The organism is Pseudomonas sp. IT-P12, from assembly GCF_949767465.1.
Taxonomy (GTDB): Bacteria; Pseudomonadota; Gammaproteobacteria; order Pseudomonadales; family Pseudomonadaceae; genus Aquipseudomonas.
In genome coordinates this window covers 1-24,082 of record NZ_CATKPY010000028.1, presented here as the reverse complement: position 1 = coordinate 24,082, position 24,082 = coordinate 1, and the positions used below count along the sequence as shown (strand labels likewise).

Annotated in this window: 18 protein-coding genes; 5 read left to right on the top strand and 13 right to left on the bottom strand. The window is 63.1% G+C overall.

The window, feature by feature from the left end; all coding sequences use genetic code 11:
- Positions 1 to 27: 27 nt before the first annotated feature.
- From ACM6IM_RS28470 to ACM6IM_RS28455, 4 genes are all read right to left on the bottom strand, one after another.
- The gene (locus ACM6IM_RS28470; protein ID WP_192309421.1) at positions 28 to 1,473 is read right to left on the bottom strand and encodes a SulP family inorganic anion transporter; all 1,446 of its coding nucleotides are present in this window, start codon (positions 1,471 to 1,473) and stop codon (positions 28 to 30) included.
- Positions 1,474 to 1,668: 195 nt separating this feature from the next.
- A complete protein-coding gene (locus tag ACM6IM_RS28465) occupies positions 1,669 to 2,562 on the bottom strand; it encodes an NAD-dependent epimerase/dehydratase family protein (protein ID WP_414866932.1) in 894 nt (297 codons plus the stop codon).
- 103 nt (positions 2,563 to 2,665) lie between these two features.
- Entirely contained in the window at positions 2,666 to 3,577 is a 912-nt protein-coding gene (locus ACM6IM_RS28460) for a LysR family transcriptional regulator (RefSeq protein WP_414866931.1), read from the bottom strand.
- 57 nt (positions 3,578 to 3,634) lie between these two features.
- Entirely contained in the window at positions 3,635 to 4,225 is a 591-nt protein-coding gene (locus tag ACM6IM_RS28455) for an NAD(P)H-dependent oxidoreductase (RefSeq protein WP_414866930.1), read from the bottom strand.
- A 163-nt stretch (positions 4,226 to 4,388) separates the two neighbouring features.
- Here ACM6IM_RS28455 and ACM6IM_RS28450 point away from each other — a divergent pair, with 163 nt between their 5' ends.
- Positions 4,389 to 4,703 carry a putative quinol monooxygenase gene (locus tag ACM6IM_RS28450; RefSeq protein ID WP_192309413.1) on the top strand — a complete coding sequence of 105 codons (315 nt, stop codon included), beginning with the start codon at positions 4,389 to 4,391 and terminating at the stop codon, positions 4,701 to 4,703.
- Here the strand turns inward: ACM6IM_RS28450 and ACM6IM_RS28445 are convergent.
- Positions 4,693 to 5,457 carry a sulfite exporter TauE/SafE family protein gene (locus ACM6IM_RS28445; RefSeq protein WP_414866929.1) on the bottom strand — a complete coding sequence of 255 codons (765 nt, stop codon included), beginning with the start codon at positions 5,455 to 5,457 and terminating at the stop codon, positions 4,693 to 4,695. The genes ACM6IM_RS28450 and ACM6IM_RS28445 overlap by 11 nt on opposite strands.
- A gap of 238 nt (positions 5,458 to 5,695) precedes the next feature.
- Between ACM6IM_RS28445 and ACM6IM_RS28440 the strand changes: the two genes are divergently transcribed.
- The 3 genes from ACM6IM_RS28440 to ACM6IM_RS28430 all read left to right on the top strand — a co-directional run bounded on the left by ACM6IM_RS28440 (position 5,696) and on the right by ACM6IM_RS28430 (position 8,597).
- Complete coding sequence (locus ACM6IM_RS28440) at positions 5,696 to 6,622, top strand: LysR substrate-binding domain-containing protein (protein ID WP_414866928.1); 927 nt, start codon at positions 5,696 to 5,698, stop codon at positions 6,620 to 6,622.
- Positions 6,623 to 6,672: 50 nt separating this feature from the next.
- Complete coding sequence (locus ACM6IM_RS28435) at positions 6,673 to 8,076, top strand: amino acid permease (protein ID WP_201194456.1); 1,404 nt, start codon at positions 6,673 to 6,675, stop codon at positions 8,074 to 8,076.
- Between the two features lie 170 nt (positions 8,077 to 8,246).
- A complete protein-coding gene (locus ACM6IM_RS28430; protein ID WP_192309405.1) occupies positions 8,247 to 8,597 on the top strand; it encodes a cupin domain-containing protein in 351 nt (116 codons plus the stop codon).
- Between the two features lie 163 nt (positions 8,598 to 8,760).
- Here ACM6IM_RS28430 and mmsB read toward each other — a convergent pair whose 3' ends face one another.
- Positions 8,761 to 9,648 carry a 3-hydroxyisobutyrate dehydrogenase gene (mmsB, locus tag ACM6IM_RS28425; RefSeq protein ID WP_414866927.1) on the bottom strand — a complete coding sequence of 296 codons (888 nt, stop codon included), beginning with the start codon at positions 9,646 to 9,648 and terminating at the stop codon, positions 8,761 to 8,763.
- Between the two features lie 10 nt (positions 9,649 to 9,658).
- On the bottom strand, positions 9,659 to 11,185 hold the full coding sequence (locus ACM6IM_RS28420) for a CoA-acylating methylmalonate-semialdehyde dehydrogenase (protein WP_414866926.1): 1,527 nt from the start codon (positions 11,183 to 11,185) through the stop codon (positions 9,659 to 9,661).
- A gap of 148 nt (positions 11,186 to 11,333) precedes the next feature.
- On the opposite strand from ACM6IM_RS28420, the gene ACM6IM_RS28415 reads away from it, so the two are divergent.
- A complete protein-coding gene (locus tag ACM6IM_RS28415; protein WP_414866925.1) occupies positions 11,334 to 12,281 on the top strand; it encodes a LysR family transcriptional regulator in 948 nt (315 codons plus the stop codon).
- Here the strand turns inward: ACM6IM_RS28415 and ACM6IM_RS28410 are convergent.
- The 6 genes from ACM6IM_RS28410 to recC form a co-directional block, all read right to left on the bottom strand.
- The gene (locus ACM6IM_RS28410) at positions 12,278 to 12,778 is read right to left on the bottom strand and encodes an OmpA family protein (RefSeq protein WP_414866924.1); all 501 of its coding nucleotides are present in this window, start codon (positions 12,776 to 12,778) and stop codon (positions 12,278 to 12,280) included. The genes ACM6IM_RS28415 and ACM6IM_RS28410 overlap by 4 nt on opposite strands.
- Positions 12,778 to 14,046 carry a diguanylate cyclase domain-containing protein gene (locus tag ACM6IM_RS28405; RefSeq protein WP_414866923.1) on the bottom strand — a complete coding sequence of 423 codons (1,269 nt, stop codon included), beginning with the start codon at positions 14,044 to 14,046 and terminating at the stop codon, positions 12,778 to 12,780. Before ACM6IM_RS28405 ends, ACM6IM_RS28410 begins: the two co-directional genes overlap by 1 nt.
- The gene (locus ACM6IM_RS28400; RefSeq protein WP_192309393.1) at positions 14,043 to 14,618 is read right to left on the bottom strand and encodes a YfiR family protein; all 576 of its coding nucleotides are present in this window, start codon (positions 14,616 to 14,618) and stop codon (positions 14,043 to 14,045) included. Before ACM6IM_RS28400 ends, ACM6IM_RS28405 begins: the two co-directional genes overlap by 4 nt.
- Positions 14,619 to 14,738: 120 nt before the next feature.
- Entirely contained in the window at positions 14,739 to 16,847 is a 2,109-nt protein-coding gene (gene recD / locus ACM6IM_RS28395) for an exodeoxyribonuclease V subunit alpha (RefSeq protein ID WP_414866922.1), read from the bottom strand.
- Positions 16,844 to 20,536 (bottom strand): exodeoxyribonuclease V subunit beta, encoded by a 3,693-nt coding sequence (gene recB, locus ACM6IM_RS28390; protein WP_414866921.1) that lies wholly within the window; start codon positions 20,534 to 20,536, stop codon positions 16,844 to 16,846. Before recB ends, recD begins: the two co-directional genes overlap by 4 nt.
- A complete protein-coding gene (gene recC, locus ACM6IM_RS28385; protein WP_414866920.1) occupies positions 20,533 to 23,985 on the bottom strand; it encodes an exodeoxyribonuclease V subunit gamma in 3,453 nt (1,150 codons plus the stop codon). Before recC ends, recB begins: the two co-directional genes overlap by 4 nt.
- Positions 23,986 to 24,082 lie beyond the last annotated feature (97 nt).

Genomic DNA, 24,082 nt, shown 5'->3' with positions numbered 1-24,082 from the left:
AGGGTTAACCACCGGGCCGGCATCGCCTCAATCGTGATTGACCCGCGCGCGCTTGAGCAGCTTCTTGCAGCGCTCGGACAAATGCAGCACCCGCAGGTGCTTGCCGGCCTTGGCGTAGCGCTCGCGCAGGGTCTTGAGTGCGGCGATGGCCGAGTAGTCGACGAAACTCAGGTGGCGGCAGTCGATCGTCACCACGGCCGGGTCGTTGGCGGGGTCGAACTGATTGAGAAACGGCGTGGTCGAGGCGAAGAACAGCGTGCCATGCAACAGGTACAGCTTGCTGCCGTCGGCTTCGAGGTGGCTGTCGGCGTACAGCTCGCGCGCCTGCTGCCAGGCGAAATTCAGCGCGGCGATGACGATCCCGCACAGCACCGCCGTGGCCAGATCGGTGAACACGGTAATCACCGTGACCGCGACGATCACCAGCACATCATTCAACGGCACCTTGTTCACCACCCGCAGCGAGGCCCAGGCGAAGGTCTGCTGCGACACCACGAACATCACCCCCACCAGCGCGGCCAACGGAATGCGTTCGATCAGTGGCGACAGGAACAGGATGAACAACAGAATCAGCACGCCCGCCACCACGCCGGACAATCGACCGCGACCGCCGGAACTGAGGTTGATCACGGTTTGGCCGATCATCGCGCAGCCCCCCATGCCGCCAAACACGCCAGAGACCATGTTCGCCGCTCCCAGCGCCACGCACTCGCGGTCCGGGAAGCCGCGGGTCTCGGTGATTTCGTCGGTCAGGTTCAGGGTCAGCAGGGTTTCCAGCAGGCCGACCAGCGCCATCAGGATCGCGTAGGGTGCGATGATGCGCAGGGTCTCGAGCGTCCACGGAATCTCCGGCCACGCCAGCGTCGGCAAGCCGCCAGCGATGTGCGCCATGTCGCCCAGCGTGCGCGTCGGCAGCCCCAGCAGGTACACCGCCAGCCCGACGCCGAGAATCGCCACCAGCGCCGGCGGCACCGCACGCGTCAGGCGCGGCAACACGTAGACGATTGCCATCGTCAGCGCCACCAGCCCCGCCATCAGGTACAGCGGCGTCCCCGTGAGCCACGCGTCACCGTTCTTGAAATGTTCGAGCTGGGCCAGGGCGATGATGATCGCCAGGCCATTGACGAAACCGAGCATCACCGGGTGAGGCACCATTCGCACCAGCTTGCCCAGCTTCAGCAGCCCGAACGCGAGCATGACCAGGCCGCCCAGCAGTACTGTGGCGAGCAGGTATTGCACACCGTGCTGCACCACCAGCGCGACGATCACCACCGCCATCGAACCCGCCGCGCCGGACACCATCCCCGGCCGTCCGCCGAATAGCGCCGTCAGGGTGCAGATGATGAAGGCGCCGTACAGGCCCATCAGTGGGTTGAGATGCGCGACCAGCGCAAAGGCGATGCATTCGGGCAGCAGGGCAAAAGACGTGGTGAGTCCGGCCAGGACATCGGCGCGAAGATTTTTGAGTTTCATGGGGGACCGCATGCAGGTGTCGCGAAAGGAATGTGCGGATGTTACGGAATTGACGGCGGCCCGGCCAGCTTCGGGGACATTGAAACCGCATCGCCGGCAAGCCGGTCTCACTCCCACATTGGCCCAGCTTACCCGGATCCCTGTGGGAGCGAGACCGGCTTGCCGGCGATGGCAGCGATGCGGTCTACTGCGAACTCACACCATCTCGTCGCGGATCCACTCCACCACCGACGTGCGCTTGGGCACCCAGCCCAGCAACTCGCGCGCCTGCTGGCCACGCACCCGGCTGTTGGAGCCCAGGCCATAGTTGGCCATTTCATAGCCCCACTCGGCCTCGGCGTCCTGCAACGGCCAGTCCTGAGGCTCACCCAGGTTCAAGGCTTGGGCGATCGCCGTGGTCATCTCGATGAACGACGCTTCACCGCTTTCCACGAAGTAGAAGGTGCCCGGTACGTTTTTCGTCAGCGCCAACAGGTACAGCGCCACCACGTCTTCAATGTGCACGTTGGACCAGATATTGCGACCGCTGCCGACATGGCGCACCACCCCGCTTTTGCGCGCCTGTTTCAGCAGGCGCGGCAATTGCACGCTGTCGCGTTTGACCCCCAGGCTGTGGCCGTAGATCAGCGTGTTGCAGATCACCGCCGAGTTCACGCCGTCTTTTGCCGCCGCGAGGATCAAGTTATCGATGGCCACCCGCGCCGCCTTGTCCACCGTCGGTTCCGGCAGTGTGTCCTCGTAGTAGATCGCGTCACTGGCCTGGCCGCCCGACGCATCGCCGACAATGCTCGAACCGCTGGTGTGGAGGAAGACTTTTTGCGAACCGCGCAAGGCGTCGAGCAAGGCTTGCACCGCGCCGAGATGGTCGCTGCTGGCGGCGTTGATCACCGCGTCGGCTGCACGGGCCTGTTGCGCCAGGAGTGCGCTGTCGTCGAGGGTGCCGATCACCGCAGTGATGCCCAGGGCGCGCAACTCATGGGCCTGCTCGCTGCTGCGCACCAGGCCGGTGACGGTGTGGCCGGCACGGATCAGGCCGGTGGCGATGGAACCGCCGATGAAACCGGCCGCGCCGGTGACGAAAACATTCATGGGGAATCTCCCTGCGTCAGTCATTGATGTCACCAGTATCCCGGCGACGTTACGGACGAAAAATCCCCATTGACCCAATTCAATCTTGCGCAGGGATCACGAATCAGTCCTTGAAATCCGAACTGGCATAAAGCGCCAGCTTGCCCTGGATGAAGTCCAGGAAACATTGAATGCGCAACGCCAGTTGCGAGTTGCGGTAGTACACCGCGTTGATCGGCTGGCGATAACCACTGTTGAAGTCCGCCAACAGTACTTTCAGGCGCCCGGCGCGGATGTCGTCGATGGTCATGAAATGCGACAGGCTGGCAATGCCCTGACCTTCGAGGGCGAGGTGGCGGATCGTCTCGCCGCTGGAGGCGCTGATCGACGCCTGGATCGGCCAACGATCGCCATGCACATGACGCAACGGCCACTGGTTGAGGCCTTCGTTGTGGGTGAAACCGAGCAGCGCATGTCCACCCAGGTCCTCCACCCCTCTCGGCGTGCCGTGTCGTTCGAGGTAAGCCGGGCTGGCGACGATGTGCAACGGGCTGCAACCCAGTGAGCGGGCGTGCAGGGTCGAGTCGGCCAGGGCGCCGATGCGAATGGCGATGTCAGTGCTTTGTTCCAGCAGGTCAATGATCAGGTCGTTGCTGTTGAGTTCCAGCTGGATGTCGGGATAGAGCCGGCGGAACTCGTCGATGTACGGCACGATGGCGTGCAGCATGAAAGGCGAGGCGGCGTTGATCCGCAAACGCCCGGACGGGGTCTGCTGGCGTGAGGACAGGCGTTCTTCGAGCTCATCCATCTGATCGAGAATCAGCTTGGCGTGCTCGAAGAAATATTTGCCCTCCTCGGTCAGGTCCATGCGCCGCGTGGTGCGGTTGATCAGTGTGGTATCGAGCTTGGCCTCCAGCCGCGACAGGGTACGACTGACCGCCGACGGCGTTTGCCCGACCTGCTCGGCTGCCGCCGAGATCGACCCACACTCAATCACGCAGACGAAAATCTGCAATTCATCGGATCTGGCTTTCACATAGGCCCCTCATTCAAGACTGGCCTGATAGTAGCTGGATGAGGGGCAAAAGGAACCTCAAGCCTTGAGACCGAACACCTCGGTCAAATGCTGCTCGTAACGTGCGACATCGGCCTCGATATTCGGACGTTTCATCACGTCGACGCAGAGGAACGTCGGCAAACCGCTCATGCCGAGGAACTGGTTGGCCTTGTGGAACGGGAAGTACACGGCGTCCACGCCCTTGCCTTCGAAGAAGTCGGTCGGGTCGTCGAACGCTTGCTGCGGCGCGTTCCAGGTCAGCGACAACATGTATTGCTTGCCCTGCACCAGACCGCCGCTGCCGTACTTCTGCGACGCATCGGAACGGGTGCGACCGTCACTGGCGTAGAGGCTGCCATGGCCTTCGGTGAACACTTCATCGATGTACTTTTTCACGGTCCATGGCGCGCCCATCCACCAGCCCGGCATCTGATAAATGATCACGTCGGCCCAGAGGAACTTGGCCACCTCCTCGGCGATGTCGTACCCCTCGTCGATGAAGGTGGTCTTCACGTCGACGCCACCGCGATCCAGCACGCTCAGTGCCGTTTCATGCAGGGTGGCGTTGTAGCGGCCATCGGAGTGAGCGAACTTTTTACCGCCATTGAGCAACAGGACTTTTTTCATGAAATCTCTCGGAAGGGTCAAAAATGCAATGGCGGCAGATTAACGACCGGCCTCGCGCGGAATAAGCCCCGGGCTCACAAAACTCATTTGACCAATACGCACGAATCGATAGCGGATTGTTGCCATAGACTTGGCGCAAATTCCGAACTCTAGGAGACGTTTGATGAGTGAAATGCAAGGTTTTATCCTGCACGCCAAGACCCGCCCGGAAAAATCCGACGCCTTCGAAGCGTTCTTCCGCGGTTATGTGGAGGCCAGTCGCGCCGAGCCTGGCTGCATCGAGTACCACATGCTGCGCGACAAGCAGGACCCGACGTTGTTTATCTTCTTCGAGATCTGGCAATCCCAGGCGCACCTCGACGTGCACTCGAACCTGCCGCACATGAAGCAGTTCCTCGATCAGCGTGAGCAATACCTGGAACGGGATTTCGAGATCCGCGCCATCGACATGCTCAGCCCGTCGTCCGCTACCCGCTGATCAGCAAGTGGCCGCCGAGTACCCCCAGGCCGATGAAAAATGCCCGCTTGAACAGGGGCGCGCTGATCCGCTGGCGCAGCCATTGGCCCAGCCACATGCCCAGCACCGCCGGAATCAGCGCCAGCAAGGATGCCCCCAACTCGCCGCCGCCCAAGGCATCGCGCCACAACAGGCCGGCAGCCAGTGCAAGGGTCGACACGGTGAACGACAGGCCCAGCGCCTGCACCAGTTCATCCCGGCTCAAGCCCAGCGCCTGCAGGTACGGCACCGCCGGAATCACGAAGACGCCAGTGGCCGAGGTGATCACGCCGGTCAGCACGCCACACAGCGGGCCCAGCCAGCGCTCTGTGGCACGGCCCATGCGCAGGGTCGGCAGGAACAGGCCGCTCAACGCATAGAGCAATAACGCCGCCCCCAACCCGCGCACCACCCAATGCCCCCCGGTCATGCCGATCCACAGCGTGCCGGCGCCCGTGCCGATGAAGATCGCCAGCAGCATCGGCCACAGGCGTTTGAGCAGGCCGCGCAAATGCCCGCCGAAGGCCAGTTGCCAAACGTTGGTCAGCGTCGCGGGAATGATCAACAGCGCCGCTGCCTGCGACGGTGCCATAGCCAGCCCGAGCAAACCCATGGCAATGGTGGGCAGGCCGAGGCCGATCACGCCCTTGATCATGCCGGCCAGCAGGAACGTGGCGACGACCAACAGTGACAGGGCCAGACCGAGATTCTGGTAGTACGCGAGGAGTGTGTTCATGGGCCTATCCTGAGCCCGGAACGGCCTGATGAAAATCTGCCATATACTGAGGGTGCCTCTTGCTTGGGCAGAGGCTAGCTACTTGGGTGTTGCTGCCGGCCCAATCGCGAGCAGGCTCGCTCCCACAAGGATTTATGGTGTGAGTGCAAGTTGATTAACACTGCAAAACACCGTGGGAGCGAGCCTGCTCGCGATTTGGCCCGCCCAGACAACACATCTCCAAAGGCTGCCGCAAAAAATGCACTTCGACCTCACCGACCTGCGCCTCTACCTGAACATCCTCGACACCGGCAACATCACCGCCGGCGCGGCGCGCAGCCATTTGTCGCTGGCGGCGGCGAGCGCGCGGATCCGTGCCATGGAATCCTCGCTGGGCATCGACTTCCTCGAGCGCGGCCGTCGTGGTGTCACGCCCACGCCCGCAGGAAAAGCCCTGGCGCATCACGCCCGGCTATTGCTGCAACACGCCGAACGCATGCAACAGGACCTGGCCGACTATGCCCAGGGCGTCAAGGGCCAGGTGCGCCTGCTGTGCAACACCACGGCGATCACCGAACACCTGCCGGAAGTGCTGGCCGACTTCCTCTGTCGCCACCCCAACCTCGACATCGACCTGCAGGAAATGCCCAGCCTGCGCATCGTCCATGCCCTGCGCCAGGGTGCGGCGGACCTGGGCATCGTCTCCGACGCCGTGGACACCCACGGTCTGGACACCCAGCCGTTTTGCGATGATCCCCTGGTGCTGATCATGCCGCCCGACCATCCCCTGGCCAATCAGACAACCCCGACGTTCAGCGACACCCTGCCTCACGATTTCGTCGGCCTGAGCGCCAACAGCGCACTGGCGGTGTACCTCGAGGAGCAGGCGTTGCACGCCGGTACGCGCTTGTCGATCCGTATCCGTGCGGAGGGCTTCGACGGGGTGATGCGCATGGTTGCACGCGGTGCGGGCCTGGCCATCGTGCCGCAGGTGGCGATCCAGCGCCGTGGCGCCGACCTGCCATTCAAGCGTTTTGCCCTGAAGGAAGATTGGGCGCAGCGAAAACTGTTGCTCTGCGCCCGTTCGTTCGATGGCCTGCCCGGTTACGCCAAAGCGTTGCTCAAGGCCTTGCGCAGCGCAAACCCTGAACCCCGATCAGTATTACAAACAGGCGGCGAGGCGTAAGATCTGCGCTTTCCAATCAGGCCTGGCCACAACAACCAGAAGGGAACGCGATGGCGGATGAAATTTTGCAACAGGCAACGCTGAAACGAGGGTTGAAGAATCGACACATTCAACTGATCGCATTGGGCGGTGCGATTGGCACGGGGCTGTTCCTGGGCTCCGCCGGCGTCCTCAAGTCTGCCGGCCCGTCGATGATCCTCGGCTACGCGATTGCCGGTTTCATCGCGTTCCTGATCATGCGCCAACTGGGCGAGATGATCGTCGAGGAACCGGTGGCCGGCTCGTTCAGCCATTTCGCGCACAATTACTGGGGCGGCTTCGCCGGTTTCCTGTCGGGCTGGAACTACTGGGTGCTGTACGTGCTGGTAGGCATGGCCGAGCTGACGGCCGTCGGCAAATACATCCAGTTCTGGTGGCCGGAGGTGCCGACGTGGGTCAGTGCGGCGGCATTCTTCGTACTGGTCAATCTGATCAACTGCCTGAACGTCAAAGTCTTCGGCGAGATGGAATTCTGGTTCGCGATCATCAAGGTCGTGGCCATCATCGGCATGATCGCCCTGGGCTGCTACATGCTGTTCAGCGGCACCGGCGGCCCGCAAGCGTCGGTGAGCAACCTGTGGAGCCACGGCGGGTTCTTCCCCAACGGCACCAACGGTTTGCTGATGGCGATGGCCTTCATCATGTTCTCCTTCGGTGGCCTGGAACTGGTCGGCATCACTGCGGCCGAGGCCAGCGAACCGAGGAAAGTCATTCCCAAGGCCATCAACCAGGTGGTCTATCGGGTACTGATCTTCTACGTCGGCGCACTCACCGTGTTGCTGTCGCTGTACCCGTGGGACCAACTGCTGGAAACACTGGGCGCCTCGGGCGATGCCTACAGCGGCAGCCCGTTCGTGCAGATCTTCGCCCTGATCGGCAGCGACACCGCCGCGCAGATCCTCAACTTCGTGGTGCTCACTGCCGCGCTCTCGGTCTACAACAGCGGCGTGTACTGCAACAGCCGCATGCTTTACGGCCTGGCCGAGCAAGGCGATGCCCCCAAGGTGCTGATGAAGCTGAACAAGCAAGGCGTGCCGCTGCTGGCACTGGGCGTGTCGGCGCTGATCACCCTGCTGGCCGTGGTGGTCAATTACCTCGCACCGCATGAAGCGCTGGAATTGCTGTTCGCCCTGGTGGTGGCCTCGTTGATGATCAACTGGGCGCTGATCAGCCTGACGCACCTGAAATTCCGCAAAGCCATGACCCAGCGTGGTGTGGTGCCGGGCTTCAAGGCCTTCTGGTCGCCTTACACCAATTACCTGTGCCTGGCGTTCATGGCGGTGATCATCTGGGTCATCTGGATGATTCCGCCAGTCCGTGCCTCGGTGTACGCCATGCCGGTGTGGGTGCTGCTGATCTACGCTTGCTACCGGTTGCGCATCGCCCGGCAGCGAAACCTGCCTGTCACCCAGTAACCGCGTAAGACAAAGCCCCGGCACTCCCTGAATGCCGGGGCTTTTTTGTGGCGGTATTCCTGTGGGAGTGCGCGTTTCTGGACACCTCGATGTCGAGCACAGACAACTCGGAGCAGGCCAAGCCGGTCAGGATGCGTCTTCAGCTTTCCCCTCCCCTGTCCGGAGTCATCATGACCGCTAACTCACCGATTACCGTTCTTCGCGACACCCACCCGCTGCCCGTACTCGACGCCTGCAAATGGGAAAAACTCGAAGGCGATCCGCACACCGTCAACCTCAACGCCTACACCAGCGAAGACGGCAGCAAGATCATGGGCACCTGGATCTGCACACCGGGCAAGTGGTACGTGGAATATGTGAAGTGGGAGTACTGCGACTTCCGTGAGGGTTACTGCATCATCACCCCGGAAGGCAAGGAGCCGATCCATCTGCGTGCCGGTGATATTTTCGTCATCGAGCCGGGGATGAAAGGCACCTGGGAAGTGGTCGAAACCGTGCGCAAGTACTTCGTGTTCGCCTGAGGCAAAAAAACCGGGGAATCACCCGACGTGATTTCCCGGTAAATGCAGATGCTGGAACCTGTGGGAGCGGGCTTGCTCGCGAAGAGGGAGTGTCAGTCACTATCAACATCGACTGAAACACCACTTCGCGAGCAAGCCCGCTCCCACAGTTTTCCGATCTCGATTACTGCGGCTTGCGATAGCTGTTAACGATCGCCGAGAAGTCCTTGCCGCCGTCCCCTCGCTGGCTCATCGCCTGGTACAACTGCTGGGCCACCGCACCGAGCACCACCGGCTGGTGCGCCTGACGCGCCGCTTCCGTGGCCAGTCCCAGGTCCTTGAGCATCAGCTCGGCACCAAAACCACCGGTATAGCCGCGCGAGGCCGGCGCCGTTTCGACGATGCCCGGCCATGGGTTGTACATTTCCGAACTCCAGCAGCGCCCGGTGGAGCTGTTGATGATGCCGGCCAGCACGCCCGTGTCGATCCCCAACGCATCCCCCAGCGCCATGGCTTCACTGACGCCGACCATGGAAATCCCCAGCAGCAGGTTGTTGCAGATCTTGGCGATCTGCCCGGTGCCGACTTCGCCGCAATGCACGATGTTGCGGCCCATCTGCGCCAGCACCGGTTGCAGGGTCGCGAACAGCTCCGGCGTCGCGCCGACCATGAAGGTCAGCGTCCCCGCCGCTGCACCGCCCGTGCCACCGGAGACCGGCGCGTCGGCCATGGCCACGCCCTGTCCGGCTGCGGCCGCCGCCACATCACGTGCCGTCTGCGGGTCGATGGTGCTGCAGTCCACCGCCGGCACACCTTGGCCGATCCCGGCCAGCACACCGTCTTCACCGAGCCACACGCTGCGCACATGCACGGCGGCAGGCAGCATGGTGATCACCAGCTCTGCGCCTTGCGCCGCTTCGCGGGCGGTGGCGCTGATGCTGCCGCCCAGTTGCTCGAGCTCGGCCAGTACGACCTTGTTCAGGTCCACCAGCCGCAGCGAATGGCCGGCCTTGATCAGGTTGCGCGCCATCGGCGCGCCCATGTTGCCCAGGCCGATAAAAGCGATTTTCATGTCCGGCTCCTTAGCGCAGGTTGATGGTGGTGTTCACGCCGTCATTGACGCTGTCGTCATCGAACCAGCGACTGGTGACCGTCTTGGTCTGAGTGTAGAACTGCACCACTTGCTTGCCATAAGGGCCGAGGTCGCCGAGCTTGGAACCGCGCGAGCCGGTGAAGCTGAAGAACGGCACTGGCACCGGGATCGGGATGTTGATGCCGACCTGGCCGACGTCGATTTCTGCCTGGAACTTGCGCGCCGCCGCACCGCTTTGGGTGAACAGGCCAGTGCCATTACCGAACGGGTTGGCGTTGACCAGAGCGATGGCCTGGTCAAGGGTGTCGACTTCCAGCACCACCAGCACCGGGCCGAAGATTTCCTGGGTGTAGATCTGCATGTCGGTTGTCACCCCGGAAAACAGGGTCGGGCCCACGAAGTTGCCCTGCTCGTAACCGGGAACGGAGATGTCGCGGCCGTCCAGCTCCAGCTTGGCGCCTTCCTTGATGCCGCTCTCGATCAGGTCGAGAATCCGCGCCTTGGCCTTTTTCGAGATCACCGGCCCGACGTCGGTGCCAGGCTCACTGCCGGCATTGACCTTGAGTTTCTGCGCCAGGGCCTTGAGGTCTGGCAGCCATTGCTTCGACGCACCGACCAGCACCACCACCGAGGTGGCCATGCAGCGTTGCCCGGCGGCACCGAAACCGGCGCCCACCAGCGCATTCAGCGCTTGTTCGCGATTGGCGTCCGGCAGCACCACGGCGTGGTTCTTTGCGCCCATCATCGACTGCACGCGCTTGCCATGCTTGCCGGCCAGGTCGTAGACGTGCGTGCCGACCGCCGTCGAGCCGACGAAGGAAACGGCCTTGATGTCCTTGTGGGTGCAGAGCGCATCCACCACGTCCTTGCCACCGTGAACCACGTTGAGCACACCGGCCGGAACACCGGCCTCGATGGCCAGTTCCACCAGCAGCATGGTCGACAGCGGATCCTGTTCCGACGGCTTGAGCACGAAGGTGTTGCCGCAGGCAATGGCCATCGGGAACATCCACAGCGGAATCATCGCCGGGAAGTTGAACGGGGTGATGCCGGCGCACACGCCGATGGGCTGGCGCAGAGTGTAAGTATCGACGCCGCTGGCAACGTTCTCAGCGAACTCGCCCATCTGCAGGGTACCGATGGAACAGGCATGCTCGACCACTTCCAGGCCACGGAAAATATCGCCCTCGGCGTCGGCGATGGTTTTGCCCTGTTCGTTGCTGAGTACCACGGCAATGCGCTTGGAATGCTCGCGAATCAGCGCCTGGAGCTTGAGCATGATGCGCATGCGCGCGCCGATGGGCGTCAGCTTCCAGGTCTGGAAAGCGCGATGGGCGGCACTGATCGCCGCGTCGACTTCCTGCGCGGTGGCAAACGGCACCTTGGCCAGCACCTGCTGGGTCGCCGGGTTGACGATGTCGTGCCATTCGGTGGACTGGGACTCGACCCACTCGCCGTCGATCAACAGCTTGACCTTGTGCACCGTGGTTTCATTGGGCGTGAGCGATACGTTCATGCTGGTCTCCGAAGATTGTTCTTATTGGGGAGCCAAGGCGAGAAAGTCGCCTTGAGATGAGGCGTGTGTCGCGATGTGGTGATCGGACTGTTTCTGGAGTATAGATGTGCAAACTTCTAATAAGAACGCACATAAAAGCCGGTCCATCATGCAAAAAAACATCACGTCACTGGGGTCGCTGAACTGGGATGACCTCAAGTTTTTTCTCGAAGTCGCCCGCACCCGCAAGGCCAGCACCGCTGCCAAGCGGCTGGCGGTGGACTACACCACCGTGTCGCGGCGCATCAGTTCGCTGGAAGCGGCGCTGGGCACTCTGCTGTTCGAGAAGTCCCGGACCAGCGGCTTCGTCCTGACCGCCGAAGGCCAGCGCCTGCTCGTCTATGCCGAGTCCATCGAAAGCACGTTGCACATGGCCTGCGAACAGGTGTCAGGCTCCGGCGTGGCATTGTCCGGGCACGTGCGCATGGGCTGCACCGAAGGTTTCGGCAGCTTCTTCATCACCCCGCAACTGAGCCACTTCGTCGACGCCTACCCGGCGATCTCCGTGGACATTCTGCCCCTGCCGCACTTCATCAGCCTGTCCAAGCGCGAGGCGGACATCGTCATTGCCCTGGAACGCCCTGAGCACGGGCCGTACGTCTGCTGCAAACTCTGCGACTACAAACTGCAGCTGTACGCCACCCAGGATTACCTGGACAAACACCCGCCCATCCACCGCCCGGCCGACCTGGGCAAGCATTCCTTCATCAGTTACGTCGACGACCTGGCGTTCAGCTCCGAGCTGCTGTACCTGGCCAATGTATTGCCCAACGCCAGCGCCAACCTGCGCAGCACCAGCGTCATCGCCCAGTTCGTGGCCGCGCAGCAGGGACGCTCGCTGGCGATCCTGCCGTGCTTCCTCGCCGCCCAGGACCCGCGCCTGCTGCCGGTGTTGCCGCAGGAGATCAACATCACCCGGCAATTCTGGATGTACTGCCGCGAGGACCTGCGCAAGCTCAAGCGGATCACCTTGTTGTGGGATTACATCCGCGAAGTGACGGAGCGCAACCAGGGGTTATTGATGGGCGAACATCGAGAGATGGCATTCGCCGACTAATCCGCACTCACCACAATCGACACCCGACGATTCTCGGTCCGGCCGGCGGCGGTGTCGTTGGTGGCCACCGGCTGGCTGGCGCCCAGGCCGCGGAGCTGGATGTTCTGTTCCTGCATGCCGATGGTGGTCAGCACCTTGGCCACGCTTTTCGCCCGGCGCACGGACAGTTGCTGGTTGTAGGCTTCCTTGCCCGACGCGTCGGTGTGACCGTCGATCCGCACGCGCTCAATGCCGACACCCAACAACGCCTTGCCGATGCGCTCGACGATTTCGGTGCTCTGCGGATTCAGGCTTTCGACATCACTGCCAAACAACACCTTGCCGGACAAACCGAACGCCCAGCCCTCGTCGGTCAATTCGAAACCTTGTTGCTTGAGCACCGCCACCTGGGCGGCAGTCAGGCCTTTTTGCGGGGCGGTCTGGCAGCCGGTCAGTGCCATGACCGCCATGAACAAAATCAGGGTGAAAAAACGCTGGGGAAATGCGAACACGGACATTAGCTCCTGGTTTGAACGTCGGCGACAGGGTGCTCCGACCCTGACGTGTGCTGTGCGCCTCGGGCGAGGCGTTTGGCCTGGTACATGGCGGCATCGGCCGCGTTGAGCAACGCCCCTGGCGTCACTCCATGATCGGGGTACACGGCGATGCCGATACTGAGGGACGTCAATACCTGCGTAGTGCCTGGCAATGCAATCGGCATTTCCATGCTCTCGAGGATCTTGTCGGCGATGCGCTCGGCGTCTTCGGTCTTGTGCAGCGGTGTCAGCAGGACGGCAAACTCATCGCCGCCCAGGCGCGCCACCAGGTCGTCCTCGCGCAGTTGCGCGCGCACCCGATTGGCCACGGCCACCAGCACTGCATCGCCGGCGGCGTGGCCGAAGTTATCGTTGATCTCCTTGAACCGGTCGCTGTCGAGAAACAGCACCGCCACGCGCTCGTTGAGTTTGTTGGCGTTGCGCAGAGCACGCATCAGCCGGCCCTCGAAAAACGCCCGGTTCGGCAACCCGGTGAGGCTGTCGTGGCTGGCCTGGTGGGCCAGGGTCTCGTTTTCGTTTTGCAGGTGGGTCTGCCAGTTTTCCAGCTCATCGAGCAAGGCATTGAAGTCGTTGCCGAGGTTGTCGAGCTCGGCGATGGCGGCGGGAGGCACACGCCGGTCGAATGCCCGTTCGCTGCGTGCGGCGTGCGCCACCGAAGCCAGGCTGCGCAACGGGCCGGTGATCCCGCGAAGTTGCCGCCGCGCCAGGTACAGCGCCACCCAGGCGCTGACAGCCGTGCACAGCACGATACCCGCCAGGCCGCTGAGCAGGAAACGCATCAGGCTGCCACCGTAGCCAGTGAGTTGAATGCTGCCGACTTCGTGATCCTGATGGACGATCGGCAGGCGGATCGGTTTTTCCAGGAACACCTTGGCGATCTGCATTTCAAGGTCGGAAAAAAAACCGCTCTCCGGGCGCTGCCATCGCGCCAACAACCGACCTTGGGCATCCAGCACCTGGGCATCGGCCACTTCCTCGGTGGACGCGATCAAGGCCAGGGCTTCGGTGGCCGCTGGCTTGTCATTGAACACCACCGCCGCTTCCACGGTGTAGTTGATCGAGCGTGCGATCAAATGCAGGTTGTGATCGGCATAGACCCGCAGGGCGAGGACACCCAGCAGTGTCAGCGAAATGCTGGCCATGGCCACCGCCACCAAGGCAACGATCAAATGACCGCGGCCGATGACCGAATGCAAGGTCGGGCGATGGCCCGCTGTGGACTGAGTCATGGCGCCGCCGACTTGCGACGCGAGAGTTGCAGCACGCTGGGATGAATGCGCACGCCGCTGCGGGCGACGGAATCCAGATTGACTTCGAAGGACACCTGCTCATCGCCAACCCGCAGGCAAAACAGACTGCCAACGGTGCAGGGGTCATCGCTTTCGCTGATGCTCAGCACCGGACGACCTGTCACCGAGGCGAACAGGCGGCTGCGTTCCTCACCGGTGAGCTTGCCGATGTACAGCGCATCGCACTCACTGACGATGGACGGGTTGTCGGCGAGCAAGCGGCGCACGGTCACGGGCCGGCCAGTGGCCTGGGTCGTGCCTTTGACCAGGTCGTCGGTGTACTCGGTCGGGCCGACGATGCACAAGCGCAGTTGGGTCGGCTCGACCGGCCAACGGGCATAACTGAGGATGCCGAGGACCACTTGCGTGACCGAGTGGGCGCGTTGATCGGCCATGCCGGGCGGGGTTTGCGCTTGCGCGAAAACCAGGCCACTGAACCCATAGAGAAAACCCGCGAACACGATTTTCTTGCAGCCAACGATGCGCCCTGTCGTCCTGACAGCCACCTTCATGCAGGGATTCTCTTCGCTTGTAACGGGATAATGCCGCAACGATAGCACAGCCCCGAAACACCCGCGAGGCCGCACCAGCCGGGGGTTACAGCCATTTTTTTGGCGCCGGAACGGCGACCCTCACCCCCCGGAAAGCGCATCCTCTTCCAGCGCCAGCATCAAGCCGCTCAAACGCTTGACCTTGCGCCGTACCGCTTCCTCGAACACGCCGGCGCGCGGCTCGATCAAGGTGAACCAGTGCTTGGCCCGGGTGATGCCGGTATAGATCAGCTCCTTGGTCAGCACCGGGTTCAGGGCGTCCGGCAGAATCAGTGCGGTGTGGGCAAATTCCGAGCCCTGGGATTTGTGCACGGTCATGGCGTACACGGTTTCCACGTCATTCAAACGGCTGGGCAGGACAAAGCGCACGCCACCCTGGCCATCGTTGCGCGGGAAAGCCACGCGCAGCACCTGACGCCCCGCGTCCGGGCCGTCGCGCTCCGGCACCTTGAGCGCAATGCCGATGTCGCCGTTCATCAGGCCGAGCCCGTAGTCGTTGCGCGTCATCAGCACCGGCCGGCCTTCGTACCATTGCTGATTGCTGTCGATCAGCCGGGCCTTGAGCAGAGCGTCGGTCACCCGCTGATTGAGGCCCTCCACGCCCCAGGGTCCCTTGCGCACGGCACACAACAACTGGAACGCATCGAAGGCTTGCAACACATCGCGCGCCCAATCGGTCCAGCGGCCATCGTCGATACGGCTGTCCAGCGCAGGCCGACGCTCGCGCAGCAAGCGAAGGTAATGCCGATACCCCTGCGGACCGTCGCCATGGCCGTCGAGCAACAAACGCTCCAGCGCTCGATCCTGCTCACCTTTGAGCGGCAGGCAAAACACATCGTCGTGACTACGTGCCGTCAACAGGTTGCGGGCCTCTTCGGGTTGCTGTTGGTTGACCCGACGCGCCAGCAGGCCAATCCCGCTGCCCTCGCCGAACCGGCGCGAGTGACGCAGCATCACCACCTGCTGCGCCAGCGGGTGGGTGCCGTGTCGATCTTCCTGCAAGCCACTGGTTTGCAGTTGTTCACCACTGACGGCCTGCAGCCATTGCCGTGTCTGCGGGCTGTACCAGCCGGCCTCGGCGTCACGGCACAGGTCACCCAGCACGGCGCCGGCCTCCACCGACGCCAGTTGATCCTTGTCACCCAGCAGCACCAGCCGGGCATGGGCCGGCATCGCGTCGAGAAGATTGGCCATCATCTCCAGGTCGATCATCGACGCTTCGTCCACCACCAGCACATCCAGCGGCAGGCGATTACCGGCGTGGTGGCGGAAATGCCGGGTGCCGGGACGGCTGCCGAGCAGGCGGTGCACGGTGGTGACGTCCGAGGGGATTTTCTCCCGCACGGCTTCGGCGACCGTGAGCGAGCGGACCTGCTGGCTGATGGATTCCGTCAGCCGTGCCGCCGCTTTGCCGGTGGGCGCGGCGAGACGGATGCGCAAGGGCTTGCCGGCCTCCACCGCCGGTGCCTGGAGCAAGGCCAGCAAGCGCACGACCGTGGTGGTCTTGCCGGTTCCCGGCCCGCCCGTGACGATGCTGAAGGCGCTGCGGGTGGCCAGGGCACAGGCGAGTTTCTGCCAGTCGATCGGCTCACCGGGGCGAGCAGGGCCGAACAGGCCGGTCAGCCGTTGCGGCAGATCATCCGGCGTCGCTTCATGCTCCGCCAGGCGCATTTGCAGCGCGTTATCGATGCGTCGCTCGTACGCCCAATAGCGTCGCAGGTACAGGCGCTTTGCGGATAACACCAACGGCCGCTGCTGCGCCGTTGCGCTGTCGTCGACCGCCAGCGCCACCAGCTTGCTGCTGGCCAGCACCTTGCACCAATGAGCGCCGTCCACGGTCTCCAGCAACTGCGAAGGCAGCAGCATCGCGCCGCTGTGCAGGTCGCCCTCGGGTGGCAACGACAAGGCGAAGTCCGGCGCCTTGAGGGTTTCGAACAGGTCCAGGCAAACGTGACCGTGCCCCAGTTGATGGCTGGTCAACGCCGCCGCCAGCAACACCAGTGGGTCATCGTCCGGGGCCAGTTCATGCAGGAAGGCGACGAAAGCCTTGTCCAACGCACGCAACCAGCCGCGCTCGACCCAACGGGTGAGCAACAACAGCAGGTCATCGGCGCGGCTCAACGGTGCCAGGCTCGCCAGGCTTTGCGCCGCCAACGGCGTGGGCAGCAAGTCGGCGAAGGTGCGGCTCATAGCAATTCTCCCTGCTCCCAGGCCGGTTCGGCCCGGGGTTGCGGTTTACCCTGGAACAACCGGTCCAGACGCTCGATCAAGTCTTTTGGCGGCCGGGAGAAATACACGCCCTGGGAAGCCGCCCGGGTGCCCCGCAGAAACAGATACAACGCACCGCCGACGTGCCGGTCGTAATCGTAATCGGCAAGCCGCGCCTTGAGCTGGCGATGCAGGGCCAGCAGGTACAGCACATATTGCAGGTCGTAGCGGTTGTCCAGGATCGACTGTTCCATGGCCTGCTCGGTGTAAGCCATGTCATCGACACCGAGCCAGTTGGATTTGTAATCGGCGACGTAATAGCGGCCGTCGTGTTCGAACGTCAGGTCGATGAAGCCCTTGAACATGCCGTTGAGCATCACCGGTTCGGCGGCGACACGGGCCACGCCGTTGTGGGTGTATTGACGCACCAGTTCATCGAGCTTGAGCACATCGACCTTGTGGCTGGCGAACCAGAATTCCATTTCGACCCGGTAGTGCTGCAACTGCGCCAGGATCACCGGCGGCCGGTCGGAACCGGCGGGCATCGGCAACGTGAGCAAGTGCTGCAACCAGTCGCTCAGCGTGCTGATCCAGCCTTCCCAGCCACGGCGGTTGCAGCGCCGGGCAATCGCGTCTTCCACGGACTGCGGCGTGGCAGCGAAGCCTTCGTCACCGGCCCATTCGAGCAAGCCATGGAGGAAAGTGCCGGGATTCGGACCACGAGGGAATCGATGGATGTCGGCACCGCCGGCCACCACTTCGCGAGGTGCTTCGGGATCCAGGCGCTCGTCGTCGAACAGCTTTTGCGCCTGCGGGTTTTCCGGGGCTTCGGCGCTGCCGACGCTCAGGCTGTCGCCAATGCGCAGGGCGCTGTAGGAGGCAATCCACCAGTTCTCGCTGGCCTTGCGCCGGGGCGTCAGGGCCGCGAGCAATATCGCCTTGTTTTGCGGCGGCTGGTAATGCTCGTCGGTGCTGTCCGGCATCTCACCGCAGTGCAGCGCCGGGCAGTCCTGCTGCAGGTCTTGCAGCCAGCGCGTCAGTCCTGGCGACTCCGTCAGGGCAGCACCGCCGCCCAGCAGGTAGCCCAGCGCCGAAAGGTGCAACACCGAGCTGCTGTTGTTGCCGCGCTTGAGGTCCGCGACCCCGAGCCAGCAAGCATGCCGGGCCCGGGTCAGGGCGACGTAGAGCAAACGCAGGTCCTCGGCCAGCCGCTCATCATCCGCCAGGGCGATCAGCTCCGGCGTCGGCGTCAGGGTCACCTGGGCATTGCCGTTTTCATCGTGGTAATGCAGCGGCAGACGGCTGCCGTCCACCGGTTTTGCCGAACACACGAAAGGCAGGAACACCAACGGATATTCCAGGCCCTTGGACTTGTGAATGGTCACGACCTTGACCAGTTGCTCGTCGCTCTCCAGGCGCAGGATCTGTTCCTCCCCCGCCTGACCGGACAACGCCAGGTGCTCGGCCAAATGACGGATCAGCGCTTGCTCGCCATCGAGCTCGGCCGCCGCCTGTTGCAGCAACTCGGACAGGTGCAGCAGGTTGGTCAGCACCCGCTCGCCGTCATTGCGCGCAATCAAGGCCTGAGGCAGCTGGAAGTCGTGCAGCAATCGTCGCAGCATCGGCAACACACCCTGCTTGCGCCAGAGCTCGCGATAACCGCGGAACTGCATGACCCGCGCTTCCCAGGCCAGCTCATCCTGATTCAAGCGCTCAAGCTCGGCCAGCGACAGGTTCAGCGTGATGCTGGCCAGCGCTGCGCGCAACGGGCGTTCGACATCCGGCTCGGCGCAGGCTTTGAGCCAGGTCAGCAGGTCGTGGGCTTCCTGGGCGGCGAACACCGAATCCTTGTCGGAAAGATACACGCTGCGCACGCCCCGGGCGGAGAGCTCGGCACGGACGGCCTGAGCCTCTTTGCCGTCGCGCACCAGGATCGCGATATCCGCCGGCAACAGGCCTTTGAAATCCTTGCCCTGCTGAAGGAAACCGACTTGGCCTTGTTGTCCGCCGTTGAGCAACGCGGTGATCTGACTGGCGCACGCGGCGGCCAGTTGCTGGCGGTAAACCGCACCGGACAAAGGCTGATCGGCCGACAGGTGCCAGATGTTCAACGCGGGCACCACCTGGCCTGCGACGCTGAGCGTTTCCTTGCGGCCCTGGGATTCGACCGGCAGAAACGGCACAGGGTTTTCACCCGTGCTTTCACGGAACAGGAAGGCGCCCCGCCCGGCCTCCCGCGATTCGGCGCGGGCAAACACATGATTGACCGCACCGACCATGCCGTGGCTGGAACGGAAGTTGGTGCCCAGGGTATGTAATCGCCCGGTCGTGGCCTGGCGGGCACGAAGGTAGGTGTAGATATCGGCACCCCGGAAAGCGTAGATCGCCTGCTTGGGATCGCCGATCAGGAACAGGCCGCATTCGGGGTTATTGGCTTCGATGCGATAGATGCTTTCGAAAATCCGGTACTGCACCGGGTCGGTGTCCTGAAACTCATCGATCAACGCCACCGGGAACTGCTCGCGGATCAAGGTCGCCAGGCGTTCACCGCCCTCGGCTTGCAGCGCGGCATCGAGGCGCAGCAACATGTCGTCGAAGCCCATTTCTGCGCGACGACGCTTCTGCGCCTCGAACTGTGTGCTCACCCAACGTGCCGCGTGTTGCAGGACCGCCGCATCGGGGGTGGGCAATGCATCGAGGCTGGCCTTGAGGCCGGGCATGGCATCCAGTCCCGGATGGCTGGGAACATCGCCCTTCTTCCACGCCTCGGCCATGCCGTCGGGGGTCAGCCGGCTGAAACCGGTGCCGATGTCCAGCTGCTCGAGCGACTCGTCCTCGGCCCAGGCCTTCAGCTTCTCGAACCAGGGTTCGAAGTAGCGCGCCTGCATCTTGCGCCCGTCGACATGCTTGCTCGCCACCCCCTCATGGCAGATGGCGAGCAATTCGTCCGCCCACTGACACCAGGGTTTCTTCAAGTCGATCAAGGCGGTCCGGCGCGCGTGCAGGCATTCGCGGATCAGCTCGGCGGGCTCTCTGTCTTCATCGCTGCTGCGCGCACTGGCGAACAAGCCTCGGATTCGCGGCAACAAGGCTGCCGGACCGCCCCAATTGATCCGCACCCAGTCCAGTGCATCGCCTTGCATCGGGTAGCAGAACAGGCGCCAGTAATCACGCAGCACCTCGCCCAGCAAATCGCTGTGGTCGGTTTCCAGGGTCTGGGTGAACAGGCTGCCGCTGTCGAAGGCGTGCTCGCGCAACATCCGCTGGCACCAACTGTGGATGGTCGAGACCGCGGCTTCGTCCATCCACTGTGCGGCGATGTCCAGACGGTTCGCGCAACCGGGCCACTGCTCCGGCAGATACTCATCGCGCAACTGCGCAATGAGGGCATCGGGCGCCGGTGTTTCATCACGGAAAAACCGCGCGGCTTCCGCCAGGCGCGTTCGAATCCGTTCGCGCAACTCCTTGGTCGCGGCGTCGGTGAAGGTCACGACGAGGATCTGCGGCGGCAACAATTCACGCCCGAAGCCACTCGCCTCGCCGCCGTGGCCGAGGACCAGGCGCAAGTACAGCGCGGAGATGGTGAAGGTCTTGCCGGTGCCGGCGCTGGCTTCGATCAGTTGGCTGCCGCGCAAGGGGAAGGCCAGGGCCAGCGGTGTTTTCGCCGTCATGAGCGCGCCTCCTCACCGGTCACTGAACGCCAGGAAGCGTCCACGATGGGTTTGTACAAAGCGTTGCACCAATCAGGGAAGGTCTCGTCGCCGATCAAGGCGTCGTAGCCAGCGAACTGCCGTGCAAGCGCAGGGCTTTCGCGACGCTCGCCGTCAGTGGTCAGGCCATCGCCTTCATAGGCCTTGCGGGCAGCGGCGTCAGCCTTCGCCGGATCGGTCTGGCCGAGCCACGCAAACGCCGTCTTCACCGCAACCGGCAGGGGCTGGCGCATGCCCGTCTGCCAGGCCTGCAACAGGTCGCCCAGCATTCGCGAGGCGGCCTCCTCTTCCAGCGGAGCCAACAGCAGACTGTCGTCGCTGGCCACCAACGCCGTGGTCATCGCCAGACCACTGGCACAGGCCACCAGGTGATTGACCCACGGGCGAGTGAGCCGATGCCACTTGCGCGCCTTGATCGAGCCGATACTGTTGGGAATCGTGGTCACCGACAGCAACCCGCCGTCTGCACGTTGGTGCAGGCCGCTGAGCCAGCCTTCCAGGCGCACACCCTGGGATTCGAGACTGATCGGCAACGCACTGTCGAGCGGCATGGGCCACAATGCCAGCAGTTGCTGATAGCGTTGCAACAGATCGGGCAGCGGCTCGATCAACTCGCGTTGCAGGCATTCGCCAAATCCGGCCATGGGCAGCAGGCCGCTGTTTTGCAGGCGCTTGGCCTGCGACACCAATGCCTCATCGGCCAGATCGATCCGGGCCAGCGCGGCGCCGAGCAGATTGTCGCTGAGGCTGTAGCGTTGCAGCGCGTCGAGCACAAAGGGTTCTTCATCGGCCAACGGCACTTCAGCCGCCTCGAAGAACACTTTCAGGCGCTGGCTGAAGAAATGCCGCACGGGGTTGCGCAGGAAATCCTGCAACTGGCCCAGGCTCAACGGTTCCTCCTGCACGTAGGGCGGCAGGAGGCCACCGTCGCTGACGGTCTCACTGGTTTGATGCAGCGCCTGCCATTCACTGGCGTAACTGAACAGCTCATCGCCCTCATGAAAGTAACGGGCGCTGAACGGTTGCAATGGATGCTCCTGGGTCATGGCCTCGAGCAAGCCTTCGTCAGCAGCCTGCAATCGCCAGCCGCTGGCGAGATGGTCACGCAGTTGCCCGATCAATACCGATGCGGGGCGCTCGCTGTTGTCGCGAATACTGCGCCCGACCCAGCTGACATAGAGTTGATCACGTGCCGACAGCAAGGCTTCGAGCAGCAGGTAGCGGTCGTCTTCGCGACGCGAGCGGTCGCCGGGACGGTAGTCACTGCCCATCAGGTCGAAGTCCAGCGGCGGTTGCGCACGCGGATAATCGCCATCGTTCATGCCCAGCAGACACACCAGTTTGAAGGGGATCGCCCGCATCGGCATCAAGGTGCAGAAGTTCACCGCACCGGCGAGAAAGCGCTGGGACAAACGCCCCTGATCGAGGCCGGCGAGCCAGGCTTCACGGACAACGGTCAACGGCAGATCATCATGCAGGCCGACCGATTCGCAGGTCTCCAGCCAGGTTTCGCGCAGCTCTTCGAGCTGGGCCAGCAGGTAGTCGTCATGTTCATTGCTGGCCTGGAAAAACAATTGCACCAGCGCTTGCAGGCGCTGGCCCCATTGCTGGGGGGGTGCCGGTTCAGAGAGTTCGCGGTGCGCAATCTCCAGCGCATCGAGCAATGCCACCAGCGGGCCAATCAGCGCGGCATCCAGCCCGCCGATTTCGTCATACGGCTCGATACCTTCGCAAGCATCGCCGCTGCCCACGGCATAGCCGAGCAGCATCCGTCGCAGGCCGAAGCGCCAACTGTTTTGCTCCAGCGCCTGCGGCAAACCCAGGCCAGCACGTTGCCCGGCATTCATGCCCCAGCGGATACCCGCCCCTTCGATCCAGCGGTGCAGGGTCGGCAGGTCACGCTCCTCGACACCGAAGCGGGCACGCAGCGCCGGAACATCCAGCAGGTCGAGAATTTCACTGACAGGGAATCGACTGTCGGGCAGCTTGAGCAGGTGTTCGACCGCGATCAGCAACGGGTCGCGACCGCGCTGGCCCTGGTCGGCGAGGGTGAAGGGGATGAAGCGCGTTTCATTGCGCTCGAGCTGACCAAAGACGGCACGGATATGCGGTGCGTAGCTGTCGATGTCAGGGACCATCACGATGATGTCGCGAGGTTTCAGGTCAGGGTCGGCACTGAAGCGCGCGAGCAACTGATCGTGGAGGATTTCCACTTCACGCTGGGCGCTGTGGGCGATGTGAAAACGGATCGACTGATCCTGCTTCAGATCGACCGCTGGCCAGCGTTCACGCGTTTCATTGAGGGGACGCAATTCGAGGATGTCGTCCTGCAGTTGATTGAGCATGTTCAAGGGCAGGCTGTCACTGAACAGATCGATGCGCCCATCGCGAAACGCCGAGCGATAACTGTTGGGGTCGTCGTAGCTGTCGAGCAGATTGATGTAGTCCCGCCCCTGCTTGCCCCAGGCGGCCAATAGTGGATGAGCATGCTGATGCAGGGTCTGCGAATCGAGCACCACCGGCATGCCGCTCTTGCGAGCCTGACGCTTGTATTGGTGGCGCAACAGGTCCTTGTCGGCAACGATATCCGCCCAATGGTGGCGGCACGGGTTATGGACACACAGCAACACCTGGCTGAATCGAGCCAGGCCGGCGAGGGCCTCCAGCGCCTGAGCGGGTAGCGAGGAAATCCCGAAGACGATCACTCGCGAAGGCAGTCCGGCAGGCGCAGTGTCCAGGCTGTTGATGCGCTCGATGAAGCGTTGATGAACACCGGCCCGGCTTTGCGCCATGCCCTGCTCCCCCACATCCAGCAGCAATGCCCGCCACAACTCGGCTTGCCAGCAGTTGGCCGCCGTCAACGGCTTGGGTTCACCTCGAACGTTGCGCAATTGATGACGACCTTCTGCCCAGTCCTCGAGCCAGTCGGCGCGGTAGACCTGATACTGGTCGAACAGGTCAGCCAGTCGCTCGGCCAGTTGGTAGCGTTTGCGCAGATCACCGTCATCGGTCAGGAAGCGTTGCAGTGGCTCGAAATGCGCCTGGTCGATCAACTGCGGAAGCAGTCGCATCAGGCGCCAGGTCAGGGGCGCTTTATCGAGCAAGGATTTGACGGGAATTTCATCGCGGCCGAGGACCATGCGATAGAGCTGCCACATGAAGCTGCCCGGCAACTGCACGTCGATCGCTGCGGCGATACCGCAGCCGCCCATATCGTCCTCTTCCGGATCTTCAGCCAATGCCAGCTTAAGCCACTGGGCGATACCGTTGCTCTGCACCAGGGCGATTTCGTTTTCCAAGGGAGCCAATGGATAGCGCCGCATCCAGCTGACCACCAGGCTGCGCAACTCGTCCAGGCGGTTGCCGTGAACCACCATAAAACCAGCACTGAGGGACGTTGCGTCCGGCATAAAGGCTTCCTTGGAAAATACAAAAGCTAGGGGCGAACCTTAGCATTGTCGGCAGACCGTGACAGCCGCAAGCCGCCTGGTTTGTGGAGGGCCGAAC

Bases quoted from the DNA above. Each gene is read 5' to 3' on its own strand.
- ACM6IM_RS28470 (WP_192309421.1), bottom strand. From the start codon at position 1,473: ATGAAACTCAAAAATCTTCGCGCCGATGTCCTGGCCGGACTCACCACG.
- ACM6IM_RS28415 (WP_414866925.1), top strand. From the start codon at position 11,334: ATGCAAAAAAACATCACGTCACTGGGGTCGCTGAACTGGGATGACCTC.
- ACM6IM_RS28435 (WP_201194456.1), top strand. From the start codon at position 6,673: ATGGCGGATGAAATTTTGCAACAGGCAACGCTGAAACGAGGGTTGAAG.
- ACM6IM_RS28405 (WP_414866923.1), bottom strand. From the start codon at position 14,046: ATGACTCAGTCCACAGCGGGCCATCGCCCGACCTTGCATTCGGTCATC.
- ACM6IM_RS28440 (WP_414866928.1), top strand. From the start codon at position 5,696: ATGCACTTCGACCTCACCGACCTGCGCCTCTACCTGAACATCCTCGAC.
- ACM6IM_RS28410 (WP_414866924.1), bottom strand. From the start codon at position 12,778: ATGTCCGTGTTCGCATTTCCCCAGCGTTTTTTCACCCTGATTTTGTTC.
- recC (WP_414866920.1), bottom strand. From the start codon at position 23,985: ATGCCGGACGCAACGTCCCTCAGTGCTGGTTTTATGGTGGTTCACGGC.
- recB (WP_414866921.1), bottom strand. From the start codon at position 20,536: ATGACGGCGAAAACACCGCTGGCCCTGGCCTTCCCCTTGCGCGGCAGC.
- ACM6IM_RS28465 (WP_414866932.1), bottom strand. From the start codon at position 2,562: ATGAATGTTTTCGTCACCGGCGCGGCCGGTTTCATCGGCGGTTCCATC.
- ACM6IM_RS28430 (WP_192309405.1), top strand. From the start codon at position 8,247: ATGACCGCTAACTCACCGATTACCGTTCTTCGCGACACCCACCCGCTG.
- ACM6IM_RS28450 (WP_192309413.1), top strand. From the start codon at position 4,389: ATGAGTGAAATGCAAGGTTTTATCCTGCACGCCAAGACCCGCCCGGAA.
- ACM6IM_RS28400 (WP_192309393.1), bottom strand. From the start codon at position 14,618: ATGAAGGTGGCTGTCAGGACGACAGGGCGCATCGTTGGCTGCAAGAAA.
- ACM6IM_RS28455 (WP_414866930.1), bottom strand. From the start codon at position 4,225: ATGAAAAAAGTCCTGTTGCTCAATGGCGGTAAAAAGTTCGCTCACTCC.
- ACM6IM_RS28445 (WP_414866929.1), bottom strand. From the start codon at position 5,457: ATGAACACACTCCTCGCGTACTACCAGAATCTCGGTCTGGCCCTGTCA.
- ACM6IM_RS28420 (WP_414866926.1), bottom strand. From the start codon at position 11,185: ATGAACGTATCGCTCACGCCCAATGAAACCACGGTGCACAAGGTCAAG.
- mmsB (WP_414866927.1), bottom strand. From the start codon at position 9,648: ATGAAAATCGCTTTTATCGGCCTGGGCAACATGGGCGCGCCGATGGCG.
- recD (WP_414866922.1), bottom strand. From the start codon at position 16,847: ATGAGCCGCACCTTCGCCGACTTGCTGCCCACGCCGTTGGCGGCGCAA.